Annotated in this window: 19 protein-coding genes; 8 read left to right on the top strand and 11 right to left on the bottom strand. The window is 41.9% G+C overall.

What is annotated here, in order from left to right:
• Nucleotides 1-11: 11 nt before the first annotated feature.
• The gene (locus J4N24_RS02710) at nt 12-2,660 is read left to right on the top strand and encodes a glycoside hydrolase family 78 protein (RefSeq protein ID WP_207532091.1); all 2,649 of its coding nucleotides are present in this window, start codon (nt 12-14) and stop codon (nt 2,658-2,660) included.
• A 117-nt stretch (nt 2,661-2,777) separates the two neighbouring features.
• On the opposite strand, the gene J4N24_RS02705 is transcribed toward J4N24_RS02710, so the two are convergent.
• Nucleotides 2,778-3,860 carry a glycoside hydrolase family 43 protein gene (locus J4N24_RS02705; protein ID WP_207532090.1) on the bottom strand — a complete coding sequence of 361 codons (1,083 nt, stop codon included), beginning with the start codon at nt 3,858-3,860 and terminating at the stop codon, nt 2,778-2,780.
• A gap of 186 nt (nt 3,861-4,046) precedes the next feature.
• On the opposite strand from J4N24_RS02705, the gene J4N24_RS02700 reads away from it, so the two are divergent.
• On the top strand, nt 4,047-4,220 hold the full coding sequence (locus J4N24_RS02700; protein WP_207532089.1) for a hypothetical protein: 174 nt from the start codon (nt 4,047-4,049) through the stop codon (nt 4,218-4,220).
• 40 nt (nt 4,221-4,260) lie between these two features.
• On the opposite strand, the gene amaB is transcribed toward J4N24_RS02700, so the two are convergent.
• The 5 genes from amaB to J4N24_RS02675 form a co-directional block, all read right to left on the bottom strand.
• A complete protein-coding gene (gene amaB, locus J4N24_RS02695) occupies nt 4,261-5,784 on the bottom strand; it encodes an L-piperidine-6-carboxylate dehydrogenase (RefSeq protein WP_207532088.1) in 1,524 nt (507 codons plus the stop codon).
• 129 nt (nt 5,785-5,913) lie between these two features.
• Nucleotides 5,914-6,840 (bottom strand): hypothetical protein, encoded by a 927-nt coding sequence (locus J4N24_RS02690; protein WP_207532087.1) that lies wholly within the window; start codon nt 6,838-6,840, stop codon nt 5,914-5,916.
• Nucleotides 6,841-7,342: 502 nt separating this feature from the next.
• Nucleotides 7,343-7,639 (bottom strand): helix-turn-helix domain-containing protein, encoded by a 297-nt coding sequence (locus J4N24_RS02685; protein WP_242691477.1) that lies wholly within the window; start codon nt 7,637-7,639, stop codon nt 7,343-7,345.
• Nucleotides 7,640-7,860: 221 nt separating this feature from the next.
• Nucleotides 7,861-8,280 carry a DUF4890 domain-containing protein gene (locus tag J4N24_RS02680; RefSeq protein WP_207532086.1) on the bottom strand — a complete coding sequence of 140 codons (420 nt, stop codon included), beginning with the start codon at nt 8,278-8,280 and terminating at the stop codon, nt 7,861-7,863.
• Nucleotides 8,281-8,346: 66 nt separating this feature from the next.
• Complete coding sequence (locus tag J4N24_RS02675; protein WP_207532085.1) at nt 8,347-9,123, bottom strand: XRE family transcriptional regulator; 777 nt, start codon at nt 9,121-9,123, stop codon at nt 8,347-8,349.
• A 91-nt stretch (nt 9,124-9,214) separates the two neighbouring features.
• Between J4N24_RS02675 and J4N24_RS02670 the strand changes: the two genes are divergently transcribed.
• Nucleotides 9,215-9,559 (top strand): GIY-YIG nuclease family protein, encoded by a 345-nt coding sequence (locus tag J4N24_RS02670; protein WP_207532084.1) that lies wholly within the window; start codon nt 9,215-9,217, stop codon nt 9,557-9,559.
• Between the two features lie 6 nt (nt 9,560-9,565).
• On the opposite strand, the gene ctlX is transcribed toward J4N24_RS02670, so the two are convergent.
• Nucleotides 9,566-10,495 carry a citrulline utilization hydrolase CtlX gene (ctlX, locus tag J4N24_RS02665; RefSeq protein WP_207532083.1) on the bottom strand — a complete coding sequence of 310 codons (930 nt, stop codon included), beginning with the start codon at nt 10,493-10,495 and terminating at the stop codon, nt 9,566-9,568.
• 16 nt (nt 10,496-10,511) lie between these two features.
• Nucleotides 10,512-11,936 carry an arginine deiminase family protein gene (locus tag J4N24_RS02660; protein WP_207532082.1) on the bottom strand — a complete coding sequence of 475 codons (1,425 nt, stop codon included), beginning with the start codon at nt 11,934-11,936 and terminating at the stop codon, nt 10,512-10,514.
• 215 nt (nt 11,937-12,151) lie between these two features.
• On the opposite strand from J4N24_RS02660, the gene J4N24_RS02655 reads away from it, so the two are divergent.
• Complete coding sequence (locus J4N24_RS02655) at nt 12,152-12,553, top strand: YybH family protein (RefSeq protein WP_207532081.1); 402 nt, start codon at nt 12,152-12,154, stop codon at nt 12,551-12,553.
• 129 nt (nt 12,554-12,682) lie between these two features.
• On the top strand, nt 12,683-13,108 hold the full coding sequence (locus J4N24_RS02650; RefSeq protein ID WP_207532080.1) for an SRPBCC family protein: 426 nt from the start codon (nt 12,683-12,685) through the stop codon (nt 13,106-13,108).
• A 56-nt stretch (nt 13,109-13,164) separates the two neighbouring features.
• Here J4N24_RS02650 and J4N24_RS02645 read toward each other — a convergent pair whose 3' ends face one another.
• The 3 genes from J4N24_RS02645 to J4N24_RS02635 form a co-directional block, all read right to left on the bottom strand.
• Complete coding sequence (locus J4N24_RS02645) at nt 13,165-14,133, bottom strand: ketoacyl-ACP synthase III (protein ID WP_207532079.1); 969 nt, start codon at nt 14,131-14,133, stop codon at nt 13,165-13,167.
• A gap of 111 nt (nt 14,134-14,244) precedes the next feature.
• Entirely contained in the window at nt 14,245-15,111 is an 867-nt protein-coding gene (locus J4N24_RS02640) for a COG4315 family predicted lipoprotein (protein ID WP_207532078.1), read from the bottom strand.
• Between the two features lie 196 nt (nt 15,112-15,307).
• Nucleotides 15,308-16,699, bottom strand: coding sequence for a DEAD/DEAH box helicase (locus J4N24_RS02635; RefSeq protein WP_242691476.1), 1,392 nt, complete (start codon nt 16,697-16,699; stop codon nt 15,308-15,310).
• A gap of 52 nt (nt 16,700-16,751) precedes the next feature.
• On the opposite strand from J4N24_RS02635, the gene J4N24_RS02630 reads away from it, so the two are divergent.
• The 3 genes from J4N24_RS02630 to J4N24_RS02620 are packed head-to-tail and all read left to right on the top strand — an operon-like array spanning nt 16,752 to nt 20,003.
• Complete coding sequence (locus J4N24_RS02630; RefSeq protein ID WP_207532077.1) at nt 16,752-17,288, top strand: SRPBCC family protein; 537 nt, start codon at nt 16,752-16,754, stop codon at nt 17,286-17,288.
• A 38-nt stretch (nt 17,289-17,326) separates the two neighbouring features.
• The gene (locus J4N24_RS02625) at nt 17,327-17,470 is read left to right on the top strand and encodes a hypothetical protein (RefSeq protein WP_207532076.1); all 144 of its coding nucleotides are present in this window, start codon (nt 17,327-17,329) and stop codon (nt 17,468-17,470) included.
• Nucleotides 17,463-20,003, top strand: a complete 2,541-nt coding sequence (locus tag J4N24_RS02620) for a BamA/TamA family outer membrane protein (RefSeq protein WP_207532075.1) — start codon at nt 17,463-17,465, stop codon at nt 20,001-20,003. The genes J4N24_RS02625 and J4N24_RS02620 overlap by 8 nt, the downstream gene beginning before the upstream one ends.
• The last annotated feature ends 29 nt before the right edge of the window (nt 20,004-20,032 follow it).

Below are 20,032 nucleotides of genomic sequence, written 5' to 3'. Positions count from 1 at the left end.
TATTATAAACTATGAAATTTCTAACTAGCCTAAAGATTACAGCCTTAATGGTTCTGTTGTTTTCTGTGGCTTCAGCTCAAAAGCTAAGAGTAAGCGGCTTGCAGGTAGAGCATCAGGTAAATCCTTTATCTGTAGTCCCTCAAGTTCCGCGAATGAGCTGGAAGCTGCTATCTACAGAGAAAAATATTTTTCAAAAATCGTATGAGATTCGCGTTGCTCATAAAGAAGGAGATTTGGGGAAGGGCAAGAACCTTGTATGGCATGTTCTGAAACCCAGCCAACAATCCTTGCTTGTTGAGTATGAAGGACCTGAATTGGAAGCCGGAGAACGGTATTACTGGCAGGTAAAGGTGAAAGACAATCTTGGAAATACTTCAGCCTGGAGTAATCCTCAATACTGGCAAATGGGCTTGAATTCATCCGATTGGAAGGCTAAGTGGATTTCTGTTACAGGGCCGGATACTGCCTTGGCAAGTCCTCTGTTCCGGAAAGCATACTATCTGCCTAAAACTGTAGCACAGGCTACCGCGTACATTACATCAAGAGGGCTTTATGAGGCTTACATCAATGGCAAAAGGGTTGGTGACGCCTATTTTACACCGGGATGGACCAGTTATAAAGATCATTTACAGTACCAGGCTTACGATGTAACCTCTTTGTTGAATAAGGGGAAGAACTCTTTCGCGGCTATGCTTGCGGATGGCTGGTATAAGGGAAGAGTTGCTTTTACCGATAGAAAGGCTTTTTACGGAGACACACGTGCCTTATTGATGCAGGTTAATATCTTGTACTCAGATGGTAGTAAGGAAACATTAGGAACAGATGGTAGTTGGAAGAGTTCTTATGGACCTTTGTTGAAATCGAGCCATTACGACGGGGAGATGTATGATTCCCGAAAGGAGAAAAAGGGCTGGGCCGAAGCTGATTATTTAGAAGACAATTCATGGCAAGTGGCCGCAACACAGAACTATGGGTACGATAACCTGGTAGGAATGAGTGGACCACCTGTACGTAAACTTGAAAGGATAAAAGCATTGAAAGTTTTCAAGACACCCCAGGGAGATGTAGTTGCGGACTTTGGCCAAAACCTGGTTGGATGGGTAGAGTTAAAAACAAAGGGACCAGCCGGCGCAAAGATCACATTAAGTCATACTGAAGTCCTGGATAAAGCGGGGAATTTCTACACTGAAAATCTTCGCTCAGCTAAACAGCAAAATACCTATTTTCTCAAAGGAAATGAGGAGCAGGTCTTTTCTCCGCATTTCAGTTTTCAGGGTTTCAGGTACGTAAAGGTGGAGGGATTTCCGCAGGACTTAAAGCCTGAGGATCTGATTGCGGTGGTCATTCACTCGGATATGAAGGCTACAAGTACGTTCAAAACTTCTAATCCATTGCTCAATCAGTTGCACCATAATATTATTTGGGGGCAAAAAGGCAATTTTGTCGATGTTCCAACGGATTGTCCTCAACGCGATGAACGGCTTGGATGGACTGGAGATGCGCAGGCATTCTATTATACAGCTGCCTATAATATGGATGTAAGCGGCTTCTTTACAAAGTGGTTGAAAGATGTGAAAGCTGATCAGCACAAGGACGGGAGTATTCCCTTCGTAGTTCCGGATGTATTGAATCAAAGTGATGCAGGTGCATGCGGTTGGGGAGATGTTTGTACGATAATCCCATGGGGAATATATTCGACCTATGGAGACAAACGAGTTCTCGAAACTCAGTATGGAAGTATGAAGGCCTGGGTAGACTTTATAGGAACGCGTTCCAATCAGAACCTCTGGAATACCGGTTTTCATTTTGGCGACTGGTTATTCTATCGTCCGGACGACGATAATGATGGCCGGGCAGCTGTAACGGATAAGTACATGATCGCACAGTGTTTCTACGCTCATTCTACTCAACTGCTAATTAATGCCGCAGAAGTTTTAGGCAAAAAGGAGGATCAGGAAAAGTACAGCGCTTTACTCGAGCAGATTAAGAAGGCCTATGTCAAAGAGTACCTGACACCTAATGGGAGATTAATCTCTTCTACCCAAACAGCCTATGTTCTGGCCTTGCAGTTTGATATGCTTCCTGATAACCTGAGAGATCAAGCCGTAAAAAGACTGGTTCAGAACATCAGGGATTACGGGAACCATCTTACCACAGGTTTTCTGGGTACACCTTACCTTTGCCATGTCTTAAGTCGCTTCGGACAGGCTAATGTGGCCTATGACCTGTTGATGCAGGAGACTTATCCCTCATGGCTTTACCCTGTAAAAATGGGAGCTACTACCATATGGGAACGTTGGGATGGAATAAAACCTGATGGTACTTTTCAAACGCCCTCTATGAACTCCTATAATCATTATGCCTATGGGGCAATAGGCGATTGGATGTATAAAAACATTGCAGGGATTCAGGCAGGAGCTCCAGGGTATAAAAAGATCATCATTAAACCCTGTATAGGAGGAGGACTTACCTCAGCAGAAGGATCCTATGATAGCGAATACGGCATTGTGCGCAGTAAATGGAATATAGAAGGGAGCAAGTTTAAATTGACTGTTTCCATTCCTCCAAATACAACAGCCGAAATCTACGTGCCCGATGCAAATGGAGAATCATACAAGCAATTCTCCGTGAATAGCGGGGAGCACAACTTTGAACGATAGAAGAAACTAAAATGCAGGATCGGTTTAATAAGATGACCGTTCCTGCATTTATTGAAAGCTCCTGATGGAAAGAACTTTCGGGTTATCACGCGAGGCGTTGTTTGAAGGCAGTATATCTTATGGACGTTCTCCTGATGGCTTTTTAATTGGAGTACCAGCAGGCAGCGGGCGACCAAAAACAGGCTCTCCTTCGTTATTCCAGGTGAATGGCTGCAAGCACACGCTGCGGTCCCAACCATGATCTGTTGATTTTTTAGTATGATAGAAGATCCACCATTCTTTATCGTCAGGAGAAGTGGTGAAACTAGCGTGACCAACTCCAAAAACTTGATCTGTACCCTCAAATACAGGACCTTTTTTTCCCCAGCTTTCTGGCTTCAGTGGGTCTGATCCATCTTTTAGCTTAAGCTGTCCCAGGCGGTATTCCTTTGTCCATGATTCGCGCGCAGAATAGATAATAAAGGTTTTTCCTTTCCTTTGCAAGAACTCAGGCCCTTCATTCAAATCCAGTGGTCCTCCTGTTTCCCAGCTTTGTTCAGGAGACGAGATCTTTACCCTTTCTGAATCCATTGTCCAGGGATTTAGAAGCCTTGCGATATAAATATGTTGAGAAGTCTTATCCGTTGTATTATTCCTCTCCCATCCTGACCATGTGGCATACCATTTTTTATTGATCTTCGCTACCGTCATGTCGATCGCCCAGATAGTCTTCACATAATCTTTATCATCGGTTCCGGTTTTTATTACTCCTTTGTCTACATACGAACCTTGAGGATCCTCAGAAACAGATTCTAGCACCCCTGCTCTCTGATTGATATATGGAGGACCACTTTTTGCGGCCGCATAATAAATATACCACTTCTTACCGATTCGATGCAATTCCGGCGCCCAAACATTCCTCTGGTTCCAACCAGTATCAGGACTTGTCCATACGTTTTTACCTGCGCCCGGCTTGGTCAGATATTCTGATTTGGTTACTGAAATACCACTTTTTCCTTTTCCTGCGGAAGAACTATAACAGGTATAATAATATCCCTTGTCTTTTATAACCCAGGGATCAGCACCATTGCCAATTGGGTTAGTAAATGTTTGCTCCGTAGACTGCTGCGCGGAGGCTGATTTTTCAGTGGCAGGAGGCTTACCTGTAAAACAGGCTGCAAAAGAAGCGATAATTAAAAAACCTGCTAATAATCTTCTCATTAAACGAATTAAATTAGGTTTATAGGCTTTTCAGCCAGGGACGAATTTAAAAATATGCCCACGGTAAATGATATAGAGAGAGTTAGATTGATACAAAACGGCAAAAGAATGATACCAATCAGCAATTGATGATTCAAATAGGTTGAAGTTAGTATTTTTGACAAGAGCAATTTAGCAATAAAATAAATGGAGAAAAGAAGACGGACGCGGAGAAAGGATGTTACAGCGGAATTAAGTAAAGATGAGCTTGAAATACTTAACATTTATAAGCAAGCCTATAAACGCTGCTCGGAAGACGATAGACTTGCTGAGAGAATTCCTGAAGCCGATAGTGAAAAGCGTTCAACTACAAAGTCTTAAGCTCTCTCCCAAAGACTGGCTTTTAATTTTTTTATGGCGTTTAAAGATCGAATTTTATACCCTGTGCCAGTGGAAGTTGATTTCCAAAATTAATGGTATTAGTTTGTCTCCTCATATAAGCTTTCCAACTGTCTGAACCTGATTCTCTTCCGCCGCCTGAATCTTTTTCGCCACCAAAGGCTCCACCTATTTCCGCTCCGGAAGTTCCTATATTGACATTGGCAATTCCACAGTCGGAACCTACGCTGGAAAGAAATAATTCAGTTTCCCGAAGATTTGTAGACATAATAGCAGAGGATAATCCTTGCGATACTCCATTTTGAATGGCAATAGCTTCTTCTATCGTTTCATATTTCATTATATAAAGGATAGGTGCAAAGGTTTCCTCCCGGACTATAGGTAGATCTGGATTTACTTCTGCGATGCAAGGCTTTACATAACAGCCGCTTTCATACCCGTATCCTTCCAACAATCCTCCTTCTACAAGGAAAGCACCACCTTCTTCTTTACACCGGTCAATAGCAGTTAAATACCCTTCTACTGCAGCTTTGTCTATTAAGGGCCCCATATGTATCCCATGTTCCAAAGGATTGCCGATCTTCAGTTGGTGATAAGCCTTTACTAGCTGATTCTTAAAGGTATCATAGATTGAAGAATGAATAATAAGGCGCCGGGTGCTGGTACAGCGTTGTCCTGCAGTTCCAACGGCACCAAACACCGATGCAGTTAAGGCAAGCTGAAGATCTGCATCAGGGGTGATGATGATGGCATTATTACCGCCGAGCTCCAGCAGAGATCTTCCAAGCCGTTGCGCAACAGCAACCGCTACCTTTCGACCCATAGCTGTCGATCCAGTAGCAGACACAAGAGGAATGCGGGTATCCCGGGATAGTAATTCGCCTATATCATTATTGCCGCAGAGCAGGGAAGACACCGCTTCAGGTACCTGATTAAGGGTAAAGATTTCTGCTGTGATTTTTTGACAAGCAATAGCTGTTAGAGGAGCTTTTGGTGAGGGTTTCCAAACTGTAACGTCACCACATACCCAAGCCAAAGCACTATTCCATGCCCAAACTGCTGCCGGGAAGTTGAAGGCAGTGATAATGCCTACAATACCGAGTGGGTGGTATTGTTCGTACATCCGGTGTAGAGGACGCTCCGAATGCATAGTTAGGCCAGAGATTTGCCGCGAAAGTCCGCTGGCAAAATCGCAAATATCTATTACTTCCTGAACCTCTCCAAGCCCTTCCTGTAAGCTTTTCCCTGTTTCGTAGGAGATTAATGATCCAAGTTCCTTTTTATATCTCCGGAATCCATCACCTACTTGCCTGATAACATCTCCTCTTTTAGGAGCAGGAACCGATCTCCATATAGCAAATGCTTTTTGTGCTTCCTGGATTATGGTTTCATAGTCCGATCCGGAAGCCAACTGTACAGTGCCTATCGTTTTACCATCAACAGGGGAGGCTGAGCTCGTGTTGATGGAAGAGGAGAACCAGTGGGACCCAGTAGAGACACCTGAGTTTGTTTCGTTAATTTTTAACGTGTTTAAAAAGTCCTGCATTTTGTTACGATATTATCCAGGGCTGAGGATCATACAGTTCTCCAACCTTATGTCAAAGCTATCGATAATTCAAGTCTTAAGCACTTTAAATCTTGAATTATGAATTTAGCAGGTGTTCTTTAAGCGAAATTAGAAACTGATATCCCCTTTTGGCAAATCCGGTGCTGATGGAGTCTTCGGTGCTTGTTTCACCAGGGGCTTCGTTAGTGATTTTGCAGCTTTTTTACGTAACCAGGCTATGTTCTGGAGACTGAAATTACCTTGGTAGCCCATGTCGTGATCCTTATAAACACAAGTTTTAGTTTCAATCTTAGCCTTTTTCATTGCGGGGATAGGTAATTGCCATAGATTAAGGATCTCTCCCGGACTCCACTGAACATTATTTATCGTTTCCATTCCTCCATTAAAGGCCTTTTCATAGCCATATATCGACATGCTCACTGCAATAAGTCTGCCTTCTGGTAATGTTTCCTCAAATACTATTGGCCCTCCTTCGAAAGACTGTTTTGTTGTTATCCTTATTTCTTTGCCAGCAATGTTACTATATACCCCTTTTTTAAAGTCGAAGGAAATTACGAGCAATCGAATGCCATATTCCTCCGCATGTGGAGATTTAATGTCCTTGGCAGCTATTGGAGGAAGGTTAACAATAACCTTATTGTCTTCACTAAGCTCAGCGGAAGGCCTTAGTTTCAGAATTTTATCTAGTGGAGAGTTGTTGTTAAATTGAAAGCCTTTCAAAAAGCTCAAATTAGCGTCGTGAATATCTCTTTCGCCTACTTCTTTTGATGATGCAAAAACAGCACTTCTTACAGCGGTTGTAAATCTATTGATCATACCGCCATCGTAAGCTTTGTATGCCCAGCCAAAAGCTTCCCGCATGCCCCGCGCGATGCTACTGCACATCCCAAATTCCAAACCTGCAGCTTTAGAGCCAATAGTCTGCTTAGGCTTTTTTTTGGGTTTTGACTGAATTACCTGTATATCCCGCCAGGTGCGATGAACATTGGGACCTATAGTTCCGCGTATTTTTCCTTTTTTATCAACTTTAGCCATAAGGGTGGTTTTTTATTTAAACTTTTTTTATTTTCGTTTACAAAAATAGCCGGCAGGCTTCTTTCTGTCAATAAAAAATAGGATGATTCTCGTCACTATTTCCCTCAGCAGCAGTAAATTATAGAAAACGAATTATTCCTATGTAAGAGCTCTGTTGTGATCAACTTTTGGATGAATGCAATTTGGATTTATATAAAGCCTTTAATAAGTCCACGTTCTGATGAAAAAAGGTGGACTCAATATGGGTTGAACTTAGGTTCATCCGAGACTCATACAAAACATAGCATAAAGCTAGGGTAGCCCGGGTAATAAAAAGGCTGGTAAAAAATAATATCTAGGGAAAGATTTTTAAAAAGCTTTCATAAACGAAAAGGTGTATTAGGTCGTCTGAGTGAAATAACCTACTTGATGGTGTTTTTAAGTATTTCTACTTTCTCTTTTTCGCTTTGTAACAGTCTTTCTAGCAGGGCTACTTTTTCGTCATACAGGCTTACGATTTTTTCTATTGCATTGAAGTTGTAATAGTGGCCATAAGAAGCGGCGTTATCGTTGTAGGTATTTGCATGAAATTTATAACAGCCTCTTCACTAAAGTTTTTAATGCCATCCACACTAACTCCCAGTATTTTGGCCACTTTTTCCAGTACCTCATCTTCAATCATCTCGCTAGCTTCCATTCTGGAAACTGTTTGCTGGCTTACACCCAACTCAAACGCAAGAGACTCCTGCTTCATATTTTTCAATTCCCGTATGCGGCTGATTTTTCTTCCGATATGTACCGGTTTTGATGAGGATTCCATACCCAAATATAGAATATTTTTAAAAGTGTTAAAGATACCGGGAACAAGACGTGAGAGAAAATTATAGAGCTAATAAGAGCGGAATCAGGGGTAGCAAGAGATTCACCCCCGCAAAAGTTGACATATTAGTTAATAATCAGAAGAAATGCTGTCACTGAAGAAGAATTTTTCTACGTATAAATAAAAAAAGCGGCCAGTGCCGCTTTTAATATTATCTGAAATTATTTTTGCCCGCCTTGTCCGCCTTGACCACCTTGTCCTCCTCGGCGGCCCTGACCCATTCTGTTTCTATTTTCTTCCTGATAGGCAGCGTAGGCTTTCTTCTGCTCTTCTGTTAATAAGGCAGTAATCTTTTTGTCTGACTGTTCACGGATAGGTTGCATTTTTTGGAACATTTGCTGACGGTCGCCTCCTTGTCCAACAGCATTTCTTAAGCTATCCACAGATTTAGACTGAGCTAAAAGAATCGCTTCCACCTTAGTTTTTTGGTCAGCAGTTAATTTAACTTTTTCTGAGATCCTTTCAGTTCCTTGTTTAGCTCTTTCTTCAGGTGTACGTTGTTGAAAACCTCCTCCTTGCTGAGCATAGCTGAAAGAGAAACTTGCTGCCACTAATGCTAGTGCTAAAAATGCTTTTTTCATATAATTTCTTAGTGTTTTAGACTTATAGACAGCAAAATAAGAAAAGGTTTAATCACCATTTGTAAATTAGTTGTTGCCTGTTTTTAGTTGAGCAATAGACTTTTGCATTTGTGCCATCATAGACGTCAGGCTTTCCATCGTTGGTTCCTGAACTGGTTCTGGGAATACAGTAGATATATAGGCCTTTGCTTTCCATACTTCAAGGACATCCTGTGAGTCTACAGTATAAGGTTCGTATACCGGATTATCTGAAATAAGTTTAATAGGCTTGTTCTCTTTTAGCTTGTTGCCTGCTCTCTTATAAACGACACCTTCGCTATTAGTTATAAATACATAAGTTTCACCTGTTTTTACATCATTCCAATTCTCTACATATTCTCCTACTATTATACTACCAGGTTGCAGGGGAAGCATCGAATCTCCTTTTATTTCGAAAGCGCGATAAGTACCTTGTTTCAGCATTGGAAGATGGAATTTAGGTAGCTCGCTAATGAATTCAGGATCTGCATAGCCATTCAGGTAACCTGCACTTGCTTTCACCGGTACCAGTTCTATATTCTCCCTGTCCTCCTTATCTACCGTAATGCTAAGTATTCTGGGACTGTTAGATTCAGCTTTTAGCTTCGGTTTCCACTTGTCATTGATCTTTTCGTTAACAATCTCATCCATACTCAATTCGTAATACTCTGCGAATTTTTTTAGCAATTCGTATTTTGGCTCCGCCCGTTCCTCTTCGTAAGCGCCTACGAGAGATCGCTTAATCTCCATTAAATCTGCGAATTGCTGTTGCGTAAGGCCTTTTTTCTTACGGAGGTATTTGAGGTTGGAAGAAATATTACTCATGTGAAAAATAAATTTGCAATTACTAAAATTGTTAGTATTTTTATGCCAATAAAATTAGTAATTTTTTTTCAAAAACTAAATAAATAAGAATATGAAAAGGTATGTATTTATTGTAACCGACAGAAACAGGAATTCTTTGCATGTTGGAATGAGTTCAGATCTTTTAAAAACTGTTGATTTTTACAGGCAGATGCCTAATCTGTTTTTTGACAGTGCTCAACAGCTTACGCGTTTAGTGTACTTTGAAGAATTAAATAACGAGGAGTCGGCTATCCAGCGTTTTGATATTTTAAGTAAATATACCCGCGCTCAAAAGGAAAGGGTTATCCGGGATGTAAATCCTGACTGGTTGGATCTAAGTATAGGTTTGGAATTTGAAAGGATTTTAAGGACACCAGGAATGCATGTACGAGCAACAACTTTACGTGCAGCGTAAAGCAGATTAATTATCGGATAATATAGGCAGGAATATCTCGGCTATCATGCATCTTGCACTTCCTCCTCCGACAGCTTCGATTGTGTAGAGAGGCGAAAAGAGAAGGTCGCCAAACCGCTCTAGTCTTTTTATCTGTTCAGGCCGTAGTGATTTAAATGCTTGTTCTGACATTATAATCATCGGTTCCCCTTTATTTGAACGTATTTCGAGAATATTTCCAGCAAAGTGGTTCACCTGCTCCAGGGTGATTGGGATGATCTGTTTTTCTGTTTGTTGCAGCGATTTATTAAGTGAATCAATTTCTTCACTGTCCCTTATCGATTCTGTACATACTAAACTGAAATCAGATCCTACCGACATCATAACGTTTGAATGATAGATTGCTCTATTGTTCTTATCTACTGCGTTAAATGTAACCGCTCTATAACCAGATATCCGGCAAAACTCTGAAAGAGCAGATTTTGAGGTTCTGCTGCTTAAGCAAGCATACGCAATTTTATTCCTTCGATCTAAGATCATGCTCCCCGTTCCTTCAAGGAACTGGTTTTGCCGCTCGAAATGCGTCAGGTCTATAATCTCCTTCACCTGGTAGTATTGACTTAGGGTCGCCAATATGTCTTCGCGTCGTTCCATACGCCTGTTCGGGGCTTCCATGGGATAAAGAAACGTGCTGCCATCTTCGTGTGTGGATATCCAGTTGTTAGGGAATATCGAATCTGGCGAGTATGGCTCGTTCATTGCCTCGAATATTGAGACCTTAATCCCGTGCCTTTCTAAAACTTCAGCTAGTTGATCAAACTCTCTCAAGGCTTTTTGGTGTACCTCCTGGTATTTAGTGGCTTTGTTCACAAAGAAATTGCTGACAGCTGTCTGATCATTAAAGCCAAAGCGACGGGGGCGAACCATTAATATAGAGGAGGTGCTTTGCTTTTCCATTGTCGTTTAAATAAATCTAAAGGTCCTCTCTAAACAAAGGCATGCTCATGCAATGAAAACCTCCCCGGGCTCTGGAAAGCTCGGCACTTGGGATCATAATAAAAGTATTCTCAATCTCTTCAGGCTTCAGTTCTTCTTTTTCCAGTTTTTCTAAAAGCTCTGTCACTTCAATAGCTTTGAAGCCTATCTCTCTAAAGGCCTGAATGGTGTGATCATTACGGTCGTAGCCTACCACAACACCTTCTTTCAAAGCCAGAAGGTTGCAAGAGTCTGTCCACTGTTCACGCACATCGTAGGGGAACTGCTTTCCTCCCGAGTAGATGAATTTGGTTTCTTCATCGCTGTTTAAATCGTTTTGACTGATATCGTTTAGAAGGTCCTCAATACATCTGAAAGTAACAGGCTTTTCCATGTTATCTTTGCTGAACTGAATGATCTCAGGCTTTTCCTTGTTTCGCTTTTCCGATAAATAGTCTACTGCTTCAGCACCCTTATGTTGTTCCTGCGATGAGATCGAGCCAAGCACTACCCATACATTTCGTTTCACCTGGGTGAAGACGGTGTCGATGTGCATAAAATCTCTTTTATGCGGTATTTTAACCACTGTAACCTTGTCGACTACATCATTGTCAAATAGTAGTTTAATTGCTTCGCTGGCACCGCTTGCTGAAGTTCTTTCACTGCAACCAATTAAAACATGATTCTTGCTTACCACCATCACGTCGCCGCCCTCGATGGTAGTCTTTTCGCCGGGTTCTTCCCCAGGCCTGAGAAAGTATTTTAAAGTATCAGGAATCTCCAGGATGTTTTCCCGGTAGTTTTCGAAATAAGGATGATTGAAGAAAATGTAACGGGCCAGCAATGCTTCCCGCGAACGTGCTTTTTTAGCAGGTTTACTAAGCAGGATGGAATTATTGATGGTAATACCAATATCTCTTGTGAAAATGAAGTTAGGAATAGGGGCAAAGATCATATTGCCGTCGTCCATAGAACCGGAAATAAAAACCTTAGCGAGTTCTGCCGGCTTAGATTTAATCAATTCTAGCTGAAGCCTGTAACTGCAGCCTTCAATAGCACAAACAGAGGCAGTAAGCTTTTTACAGATATCTGAATCATGAAGGATGTCTGCCAGTAACTTCTCTATCTCGATCACCCGGTTGGAATTATGAAATTCCGGTTTGCAGGGCTTATAGAAATCCCGCTGGGAAGATTCCGCATCGATACCAGACAAGCTGCCTTTAATTTTATCCGGATCCAAAAAGTAAAGCAATAGTTTAACGTAGTGGTCGTACTCCTTTTTTCTTACAGTCTCCAGGTGAAGTATATCTTCGAACAGCCAGTCCTGGGCTTTAGAAGGTGCTACTTTGCCAATGCCGCTATCGGGGCTATGGATAATTAAAGAGCGAAGGGTGCCGATCTCTGAACTTACGTTAATTTGCATGCCGTGTATTATCAGAAGGAAGTTATGTGTGCTGTTTTAATCTTAACAATCAGCTAAGCTATAAGATTGAGGTAAAGCAATTATTATGAAATGTTTAAGTATGTATAGTTTCTGCCGATAATTAAAACATAGGAGTTACAGCTGAGTTGATTAGCAAAGAACGTAGAAGCTGAAGATTGCCTTGCAGAGTAAATTGCTATTGTGCAAATTGCAGTATGATTACTAATTCTGGTTATTCTATTTTCGATAAAGAAAACGATGTGCAATTGATCCGGGAATACCGGATGCATTCGAATGCGGCGATAGCAAAAAAAGATGCCGATGGAGTGGCCAGGTTCTGGATGGCTGATTTTATTCAGATTGCAGGTGACGGAAGTCTTTCAAAGGGTAAGGGTAAGGTCTTGTCGGAGTGGAAGCATATGTTTAAGCAGAGTAGCCCGGTATTCGAGAGGTTACCCGATGAGATCGTTATCAATGAAAGCGGCAATATGGCCTGGGAGAAGGGAAAATGGAACTATAAGAATGAGAAGTATTACGGCAATTACTCAGCTATGTGGAAGAAAGTGCGGGGGGAATGGTTAACGCAGAGCGAGCTTTATGTTTCACTAAATGCCTGATAAGAAGCTTGTCGTAAATTGCCCGCGTAATTGCCGTTTTCGTACAGCGCCTTCAAGGGAAGTAAGTACTACGTTTGTATTGTTCAATGAATGAACACCTATTTCGAAACTACTATAGAAAATATAAAAATGGAAACGTTAAGCAACACAAGTATTACTGTTCAGGCACAAGTGAATGCACCGGTAGAACAAGTATGGAAGAGCTGGAACAGTCCTGAGGATATTACCCAATGGTGTCAGGCTTCTGATGATTGGCATGCTCCTTTTGCTGAAAACGATCTGCGTACCGGAGGTAAGTTCAGAACAACTATGGCGGCAAAGGATGGAAGTTTCAGTTTTGATTTTGGCGGAGAATATACTAATGTTGAGGAAAATAAACTGATTGAGTACACGATGGATGATGGCAGAAAGGTTCGAATTGAATTTGAAGATCAGGGAGATAGTACTCAGGTAGTGGAAACTTTTGATCCGGAGACCACTAATTCTCTTGAAATGCAAAAAGCAGGCTGGCAGGCGATATTGGACAGCTTTAAAAAATATACAGAAGCGAAATAAGCTAGTTTTAGGGCATAGGGATCAGTGCTTTCCTTATGCCTTAAACCAATCCAGGCTTACCATTCTACCATCAAGCCTGCAAAAGTCATTCCTCCTCCAAAGCCCATCAGCAAAATTTTATCACCCTTTTTTATTCGACCATCCATTAAAGCAATGTTCCAGGCCAGGGGAATAGATGCAGAAGAGGTATTGCCAAAATATTTAATGCTTTGCGGCATTCGCTCAAGGGGGTACCCAATGTTTTTTGAAATGGCTTCCAGGATGCGGAGGTTGGCACTGTGAAGGATGATCCAGTCGATAGCGGCAAGGTTTAAACCGTTCTTATCTGCAAGCTTAATCAGATTCTCGCTGATAGTTTGAACTACCCATTTAAAAACTAACCTTCCGTTCTGATGCGTTCGGGCGTCGGCAATAACAGGGACATTATTTATTAAAGTAGACAATGAGGAGCGGTAAAGCTCTTTTCCCATACTTCCGTCTGTTCCGCTAAGACTATCGAAGATCTTGTTTTCGGCTGATTGTTCTACCAAAGCAAGCCCAGCTGCATCCCCAAATAAGATACAAAGGTTCCTGTTGCTGAAGTCGGTGAAACGGGAAAGGTTTTCTGCTCCAAATACGAGGATCTTCTTGTGCGTTCCTGCTGCAATAAGCCCTTTAGCAAGGATCAGTCCGTAGACAAAGCCAGCACAGGCAGATGCTACGTCCAGTGTTCCACAGCCCGGTATATTAAATTCATTCTGGACTTGACTGGCTACACTAGGTACAGAATGATCTGGTGTCGAGGTGGCAACAATAATGAAATCTACATCGCTGACCGAAATTTCGGGATTATCCTGAAGTAAATTCCTCAGCGCTTTAAAGCAAAGATGGGTGGTGTATTCATCTTCCGCAGTAAAACGTCTTTCAATAACCCCTGTACGCGTTTGTATCCATTCATCTGAAGTATCAACAATGGTTTCGAAATAAGAATTAGGAACAATCCTTCCGGGAGTGTAAGCGCTTATTGCGGTTATTCTTGACTGCATTTAGAGAATTGAAAATGCGAAGGTAAAAATAAGCGGCTTAAGAAAAGTTTGATCGGGGTAATAAACCTGCTATCAGTCCCCTTGCTGATAACAGGTAAAAAAAACGCAGCCCTATTGGACTGCCGGAGCCACTGTAGCATCTTTTACGGCAACAGGCCATACACCAACTTGTGGAAAGCTAACCCCTTTGTTAGATCCTCTTAAGCCGGCATCTTGTCCAAAATAATATAATGGCCAGCCTTTATAGGTAAGCTGTTTCTTCCCAAACACGTCTATAGAACCAAATAGCGATTTATCTAACGTTGATGGTACAATGATCTTGTCTGTTTGATAAATAGGCCATACCGGGTCGTTGGAGAAGGAGGAATTGGTGAAGGTATTCTTATTGTACCGGTCGTTTTTAAAGGTATAAAGAGTTAAGCCTTTTGCGTCACTAAAATAAACTGTTTTACCTGTGCCTACCGTATAGTCCGACTTATAATTACTGCCGTTGGCTCCGGTTAGCTGGGCATTTACCAACATGATCGTGTAATCAGGCTTAGCTACGTACCAGATATTATTTACGCCCTCGCCCGTAGTGGTGCCGCTTCCTTCGGGGATATTTGTGCCGTTAACACTTGGAGCATAGTAGTAAAGGGGCCAGGATTTATAAGTGATCTGGTTCTTATTGTCGGCGGTGGTAATCGTACCAAAGTCGCTAAGATTTAATCCATCACCCAAGTCTTCCATTGTTAAGTTTTCGAGACTGAATACTGGCCATACGGAAGCGCAATTCCCCTGACAGTTGTTAAGCCCGTTGTAGTCGTTCGAAAAATAATATAGAGCTCTCCCGTCTTTGTCGACAAGGTGCTGTCCCAAGGTTTCGCTTGTTGCCAGTTGAATAAGCTTCGGCGAGCTTTTGTCGTCCTTTTTACAGGAAGAGTTGAAGAACAGACATAGGCTTAAGCTGAGGATGGTTAGTAAAGTTGAAGTTTTCATTTTTTAAGGATTATGTAGGGTTGATTTTATATAAGGGATTACGAGGGTTTTTTAAGGAGGGTTGGCTGCCAGGAAGGAAATAAATCTCGGGGGAAAATTGAGGTAGCTAAGGAAAGTGGATAGCTTTTAGGCTGTTGGGGGTTAATAAAAAAGGCCAGAACGTTTCCGTTCTGGCCTTAATATGTGTTTAAAGCAATTAATGCTTTTTCTTTTTGGTCATTTTAGCTTTTACACCCGCTCCAAGATTATAGTCTTTGGCATTACTAGCTTTCTTTTCATGGAAAGCTTCACCTCTTGGCTCCTGTGTGGGTTGCAGTTTAGTCTTTGATTTTCCTTTATTTGAATCAAAGTTTTGTACTATTAAGAGATCGTCCGGCAGGGGACTTGTTTCTATTTTCTTGCCAATGGCTTGCTCAATTTTCCGGACTGTTCCTAATTCAAGGTCGGTAGTAAAGGTGATCGCCATGGTGTCTTGTTCTGAATCTTCCGGTTTAATAACCCTTGAAATGTAAACCTCCTTTTCCTGCGGTAGTTCAACATGTATTATGAAAGGGAAAAGTTCTACCGGAATTTCTGCTTTTAACTCATCGGCTACGATCAAAATCCGGTGGTCTTCGCTAGCTTCGAATTCTTCTACGTCTGAGAATCCGGTACTTTCAAAACTGATTGGATTAAGTACAGCCGTTTGTTGTTTTACCTTTTTATGCAGACTTTGATAGACCTTCTCGGCAGACAGGCGAGTGTTTACAAATACAATTGCCTTCGTGAATACTTCTTCGTCTTCCAGCAATAGTTGAAGGAGGTTTTGTTTGGTCTTGAAGTTTGGCACATGATAAAGGATTTGATCAAGTGTCTCCGTGCTGTTCTCGCTGAGTTCGTCTACTTCAATAAAAGCGGGATCCCTCATAAAAGGATCTATCATCTTTTCCAGCTTTTCATGAAAGACTTCTGAAAAGATCAGGTGTTGACAGTTACCAATACTATTTGCTAATTCTACCACAGGTAGTTGCAGTCCCTGTTTTACGATCAGCTCTGCATCATCTACTACCATTGTCTGAATTTTATTTACATTCAGTCCCAGTTTCAGGTATACGGCTCTCGCCCTATCAGGGGTAGCCACGATAATGTCCACTCCGTCTGTTACTTCTTCTACCTGAGTTTCAATGGAGGGACCTGCATAAAGGCCAACTATTCGTATAGTTTTGTTTTTATTCAGGAGGTCAATTTGTTCCATCACCTGTAATACCCGGTCTTTATCAGGAACAAGGATAAGAGCTCTGGGAGCTTCTTCAAATCCATATTTTAACCTGGAAAGTATTCCAATGATGTAAATGGAGGTTTTGCCGGCACCTTCCGGTGCGATTGCTATAATATCTTGTCCGCCAAGAATGCGGGATAAGGTTCTTTGCTGAACTTCCGTCGGGTAAAGGAAACCGGCTTCCGTTACTGATCTTACTAATTGTTTACTAAGCTTAAATTTTTCTGCCCACACAATACTTGAATTAAAGGAAGCAAAAGTAAGCATCTTAACGGCAAACCCGCTCTTTTTAGGTAAATGCTTAATAGAAAGGTTTTTGTCATAATTCAAAATTCGTTTAACAATCTATCTAAGCTTATGTTAAATCCCCAAAACAAAATCTATGGGAACGAATAATGAATTGTCACTTGAGGTGACGCGGGAGTTTAAGGTGCCGGCTGAACAGGTTTATAATGCCTGGACAGAATTTGAGGCTTTAAAGCAATGGTGGAAGCCTTTGAATAGCGAGTTGACGGATTTGCAGAACGATCTGAAATCGGAGGGGGTAGTGCAATACACCTTCACACGTACTGACAATAATGAGACCTACACGGTGGGAGGAGAATATTCTGAAGTGGTTCCGGGAAAAAAATTAGTGTATTCCTGGAAATGGGAACTTCCGGAGGAAACATCGACTGAGAATGATTATCAACTTGACGTCGAGTTCAATGATCAGGGTTCCGGAAGTGTGTTAAGAGTGAAGCAACAAGGTTTTGAAAGTGAAGAAGCATCTAAACCGCATTATGAAGGCTGGGAAAGTGCTCTTGACGCCCTTGAATCTTATCTCAATGGTGGAAGTGCTGCTTCTGATTCCGGCTCTCAGGATGCTGAGGTTGCAGGTTGGAATGAAGCTCCGGAGCAGCAAAAGGTAGCGGAGTAGGTAGAAAGTTCTTGCGGAGGCCTGGTGATAGGGGCAACATGATTGGGACTATTGCTGGCCTCCGTGTCTTTGGAAGGACTAAATATGGCAGGGAAATTAATCCTTCCGGGGCTGACAATGATAAGGATGCAAAACTTATAGAATCTCCAACTGTTATTCCCGCACAATTAACATATGGATAAAAAGATACTTTTTTTACTCTTATCGATCTTACCCTGGACCATGGCCCTGGCGCAGAGTAGTTCTGCTGACAGTGCGTTAGTTAGGGTAAATCCTGGTTACGATAAAGTTTCGAAGAATCGCCGCAAGAACTTTGGGGAGAATTATCGAAAAGAATGGGCAGCAGAAACCAAACTGCCGCTAATCCGCGTTTCGCAGTTTGGCGGGGGACTAAAAGCTGATGAGAAAGGTGGAGGTCATCAATCTATTTCGCTACGCTTAAAAGATTCTGCCGGAAATGAATGGGTGTTAAGGACGGTAAATAAATTTGTTAATGGATTTGCTCCCGAAATGCTTAAGGGTAGTATGTATGAGGACTGGTTGAGGGATAATTTTTCTGCCCAGCACCCTTACTCTGCATTAGTAGTAGCTACGCTTGCTGATGCTGTTAAGGTTCCCCATGCTAACCCGATCATTGGTTTGGTTGCTCCAGACAAGGCTTTGGGGCAGTTCGAAAAGGAATTTGCGGGGCAGGTATGCCTTTTGGAAGAGCGCAATCCCTACGGTGAATCTGATAATACCAAGAAGATGCTAGAGAATCTGGAAAAGGATAACAAGTACAGTTTAGATACTGCAACGTTTTTCAGAGCACGGCTTCTTGATATATTGATGGCCGACTGGGACAGGCATCAGGATCAATGGCGTTGGTTGCCACAGAAAAAGGATGATGGCGCTGTTGTTTATCTCCCAATTCCCCGGGACCGTGATCAGGTGTTCTTTGTGAACGAAGGCCGGTTGCCGAAAGCTGCTTCGTCCACTGCATTCCTTTCTTTTTTAAAGGGGTTTAGCTCTGAAATAAAAGATCCTCCTGCATTTTTCTTTAATGGAGCTAGTTTCAATCAGCAATTCCTTAATCAGTTTACTTATGAGGAATGGATGGAACAAACGAAGGCTTTTGTAGCCCTGTTGCCAGATGCTGTACTGAATGATGCTCTGAATAAACTTCCTGAAAGTGCAAGAACGCTAAGAAAAGATATCCTATTTTCAAAGCTTAAGGGAAGGAGGGATAGTTTGACGAAGGCAATGGATGAATATTATCGCTTCCTGTACAAAATAGTGGATGTTAGGCTGTCTGACAGTGATGAGCTGTTGAAGATCAGCAGTGCAAACAATCAGGGAATTAAACTTACTGTGCGAAAAAAGGGTAGCGATGCCGTGATCTTCGATAACACCTACGATGCCTCCTATACGAAGGAGATAAGGATCTATACAGGAAAGGGTAGCGATAGTGTGGAGATTAACTCGCCCGGGTCGAATATTTCATTGAGGATTGTTGGAGACAAGGGAGAGAAAACCTATAACACCATTGCCGCCGGGAATAAGATCCGAGTCTATGAAGACGGAAAGAACGATAAGTTTTTAGGAGAGGCGGGAAGTTTAAGGAAGCATCTGCGGTCTGATTCTTTAAACAGAGCCAAGGCCTGGACAAATCTTTATACGAAAGCTGGTTTTGGTCCGGCGGTAGGCTACCGCTCAAATGATGGGATCTTGTTGGGCTTGTCTTTCAAATCGCAGGGAGAAGGATTTAGAAGGTTACCTTATGGAAATCAACAAAAGGTATCGCTGCTGCATAGTTTATTTACTAAAACAATGCTAGCCCGGTATACCGGGGAGTGGAAGGGAATTTCAGGAACCACCGATTTTGTTATCAATGCCAGCGCTGATATTCCAAATAACCGATTCTTCTTTTTTGGCTATGGAAATGAGACGCCGTTTGATAAGGATTCTGATTTTAGAAAATATAATCGTGTGTCCTTTAGTTTATACCGCGTCGAACCCTTTTTCCGGTTTAATTTCAGTAAGAACCTCAGGCTTAACTTAGGGCCTTCCATGCAGTACACGAATTTGAAGAACAGTGATAACAGGGATCGTTTTGTAGGGCTGGCAAATTCACCTTTTGCAAATGCAGAAGAGTTTACCAAAGGTAAAGCCCATATAGGTGCCTTTGCTGAAATAGAATTTGATACTCGTGATAATGCTGTTCTGGCCCAAAAGGGTGTAAACTTTCATGTCAGAGTGCAGGGTTATGAGGGGGTAAAACAATATTCCAAACAATTTGCGCAGGTGATTCCTGAATTCTCTGTTTACCTTCCATTTGATAAGAAAAAAACTTTTGTCCTTGCTAACCGGATTGGAGGAATGTTTACGCAAGGTGAGGAGACATTTAATCAAACAGCCTTTCTCGGATCACACGACAATCTTTTCGGATATACCAGATTTAGATTTGCCGGTGATCATAGTTTATACAATAATCTTGAAACCCGCATAAACCTCCCTAATTTCTTAAAGTACTTTTTGCCGGGTAAGATTGGCTTAATGGGATTTTATGATGTGGGAAGAGTTTGGATGAGGGAGAATGATACTTCTTCGAAATGGCATCAGGGTGTTGGAGGCGGGATCTATCTTACGCCCTTTAATAAATTTATCATTCGTGGGATAGTTGGATTTTCCGAAGAAGGAACGTTCCCGAATGTATTAATAGGGAGAAGATTTTAGTTAAAGTTTGGTCTCAGGATTCTATTTAT

Origin of the sequence: Desertivirga arenae (assembly GCF_017355785.1) — a bacterium.
In the GTDB taxonomy this organism is placed as follows: domain Bacteria; phylum Bacteroidota; class Bacteroidia; order Sphingobacteriales; family Sphingobacteriaceae; genus Desertivirga; species Desertivirga arenae.
Note: the sequence above shows the minus strand (reverse complement) of the source record. Positions and strands in the feature narration are given on the sequence as shown.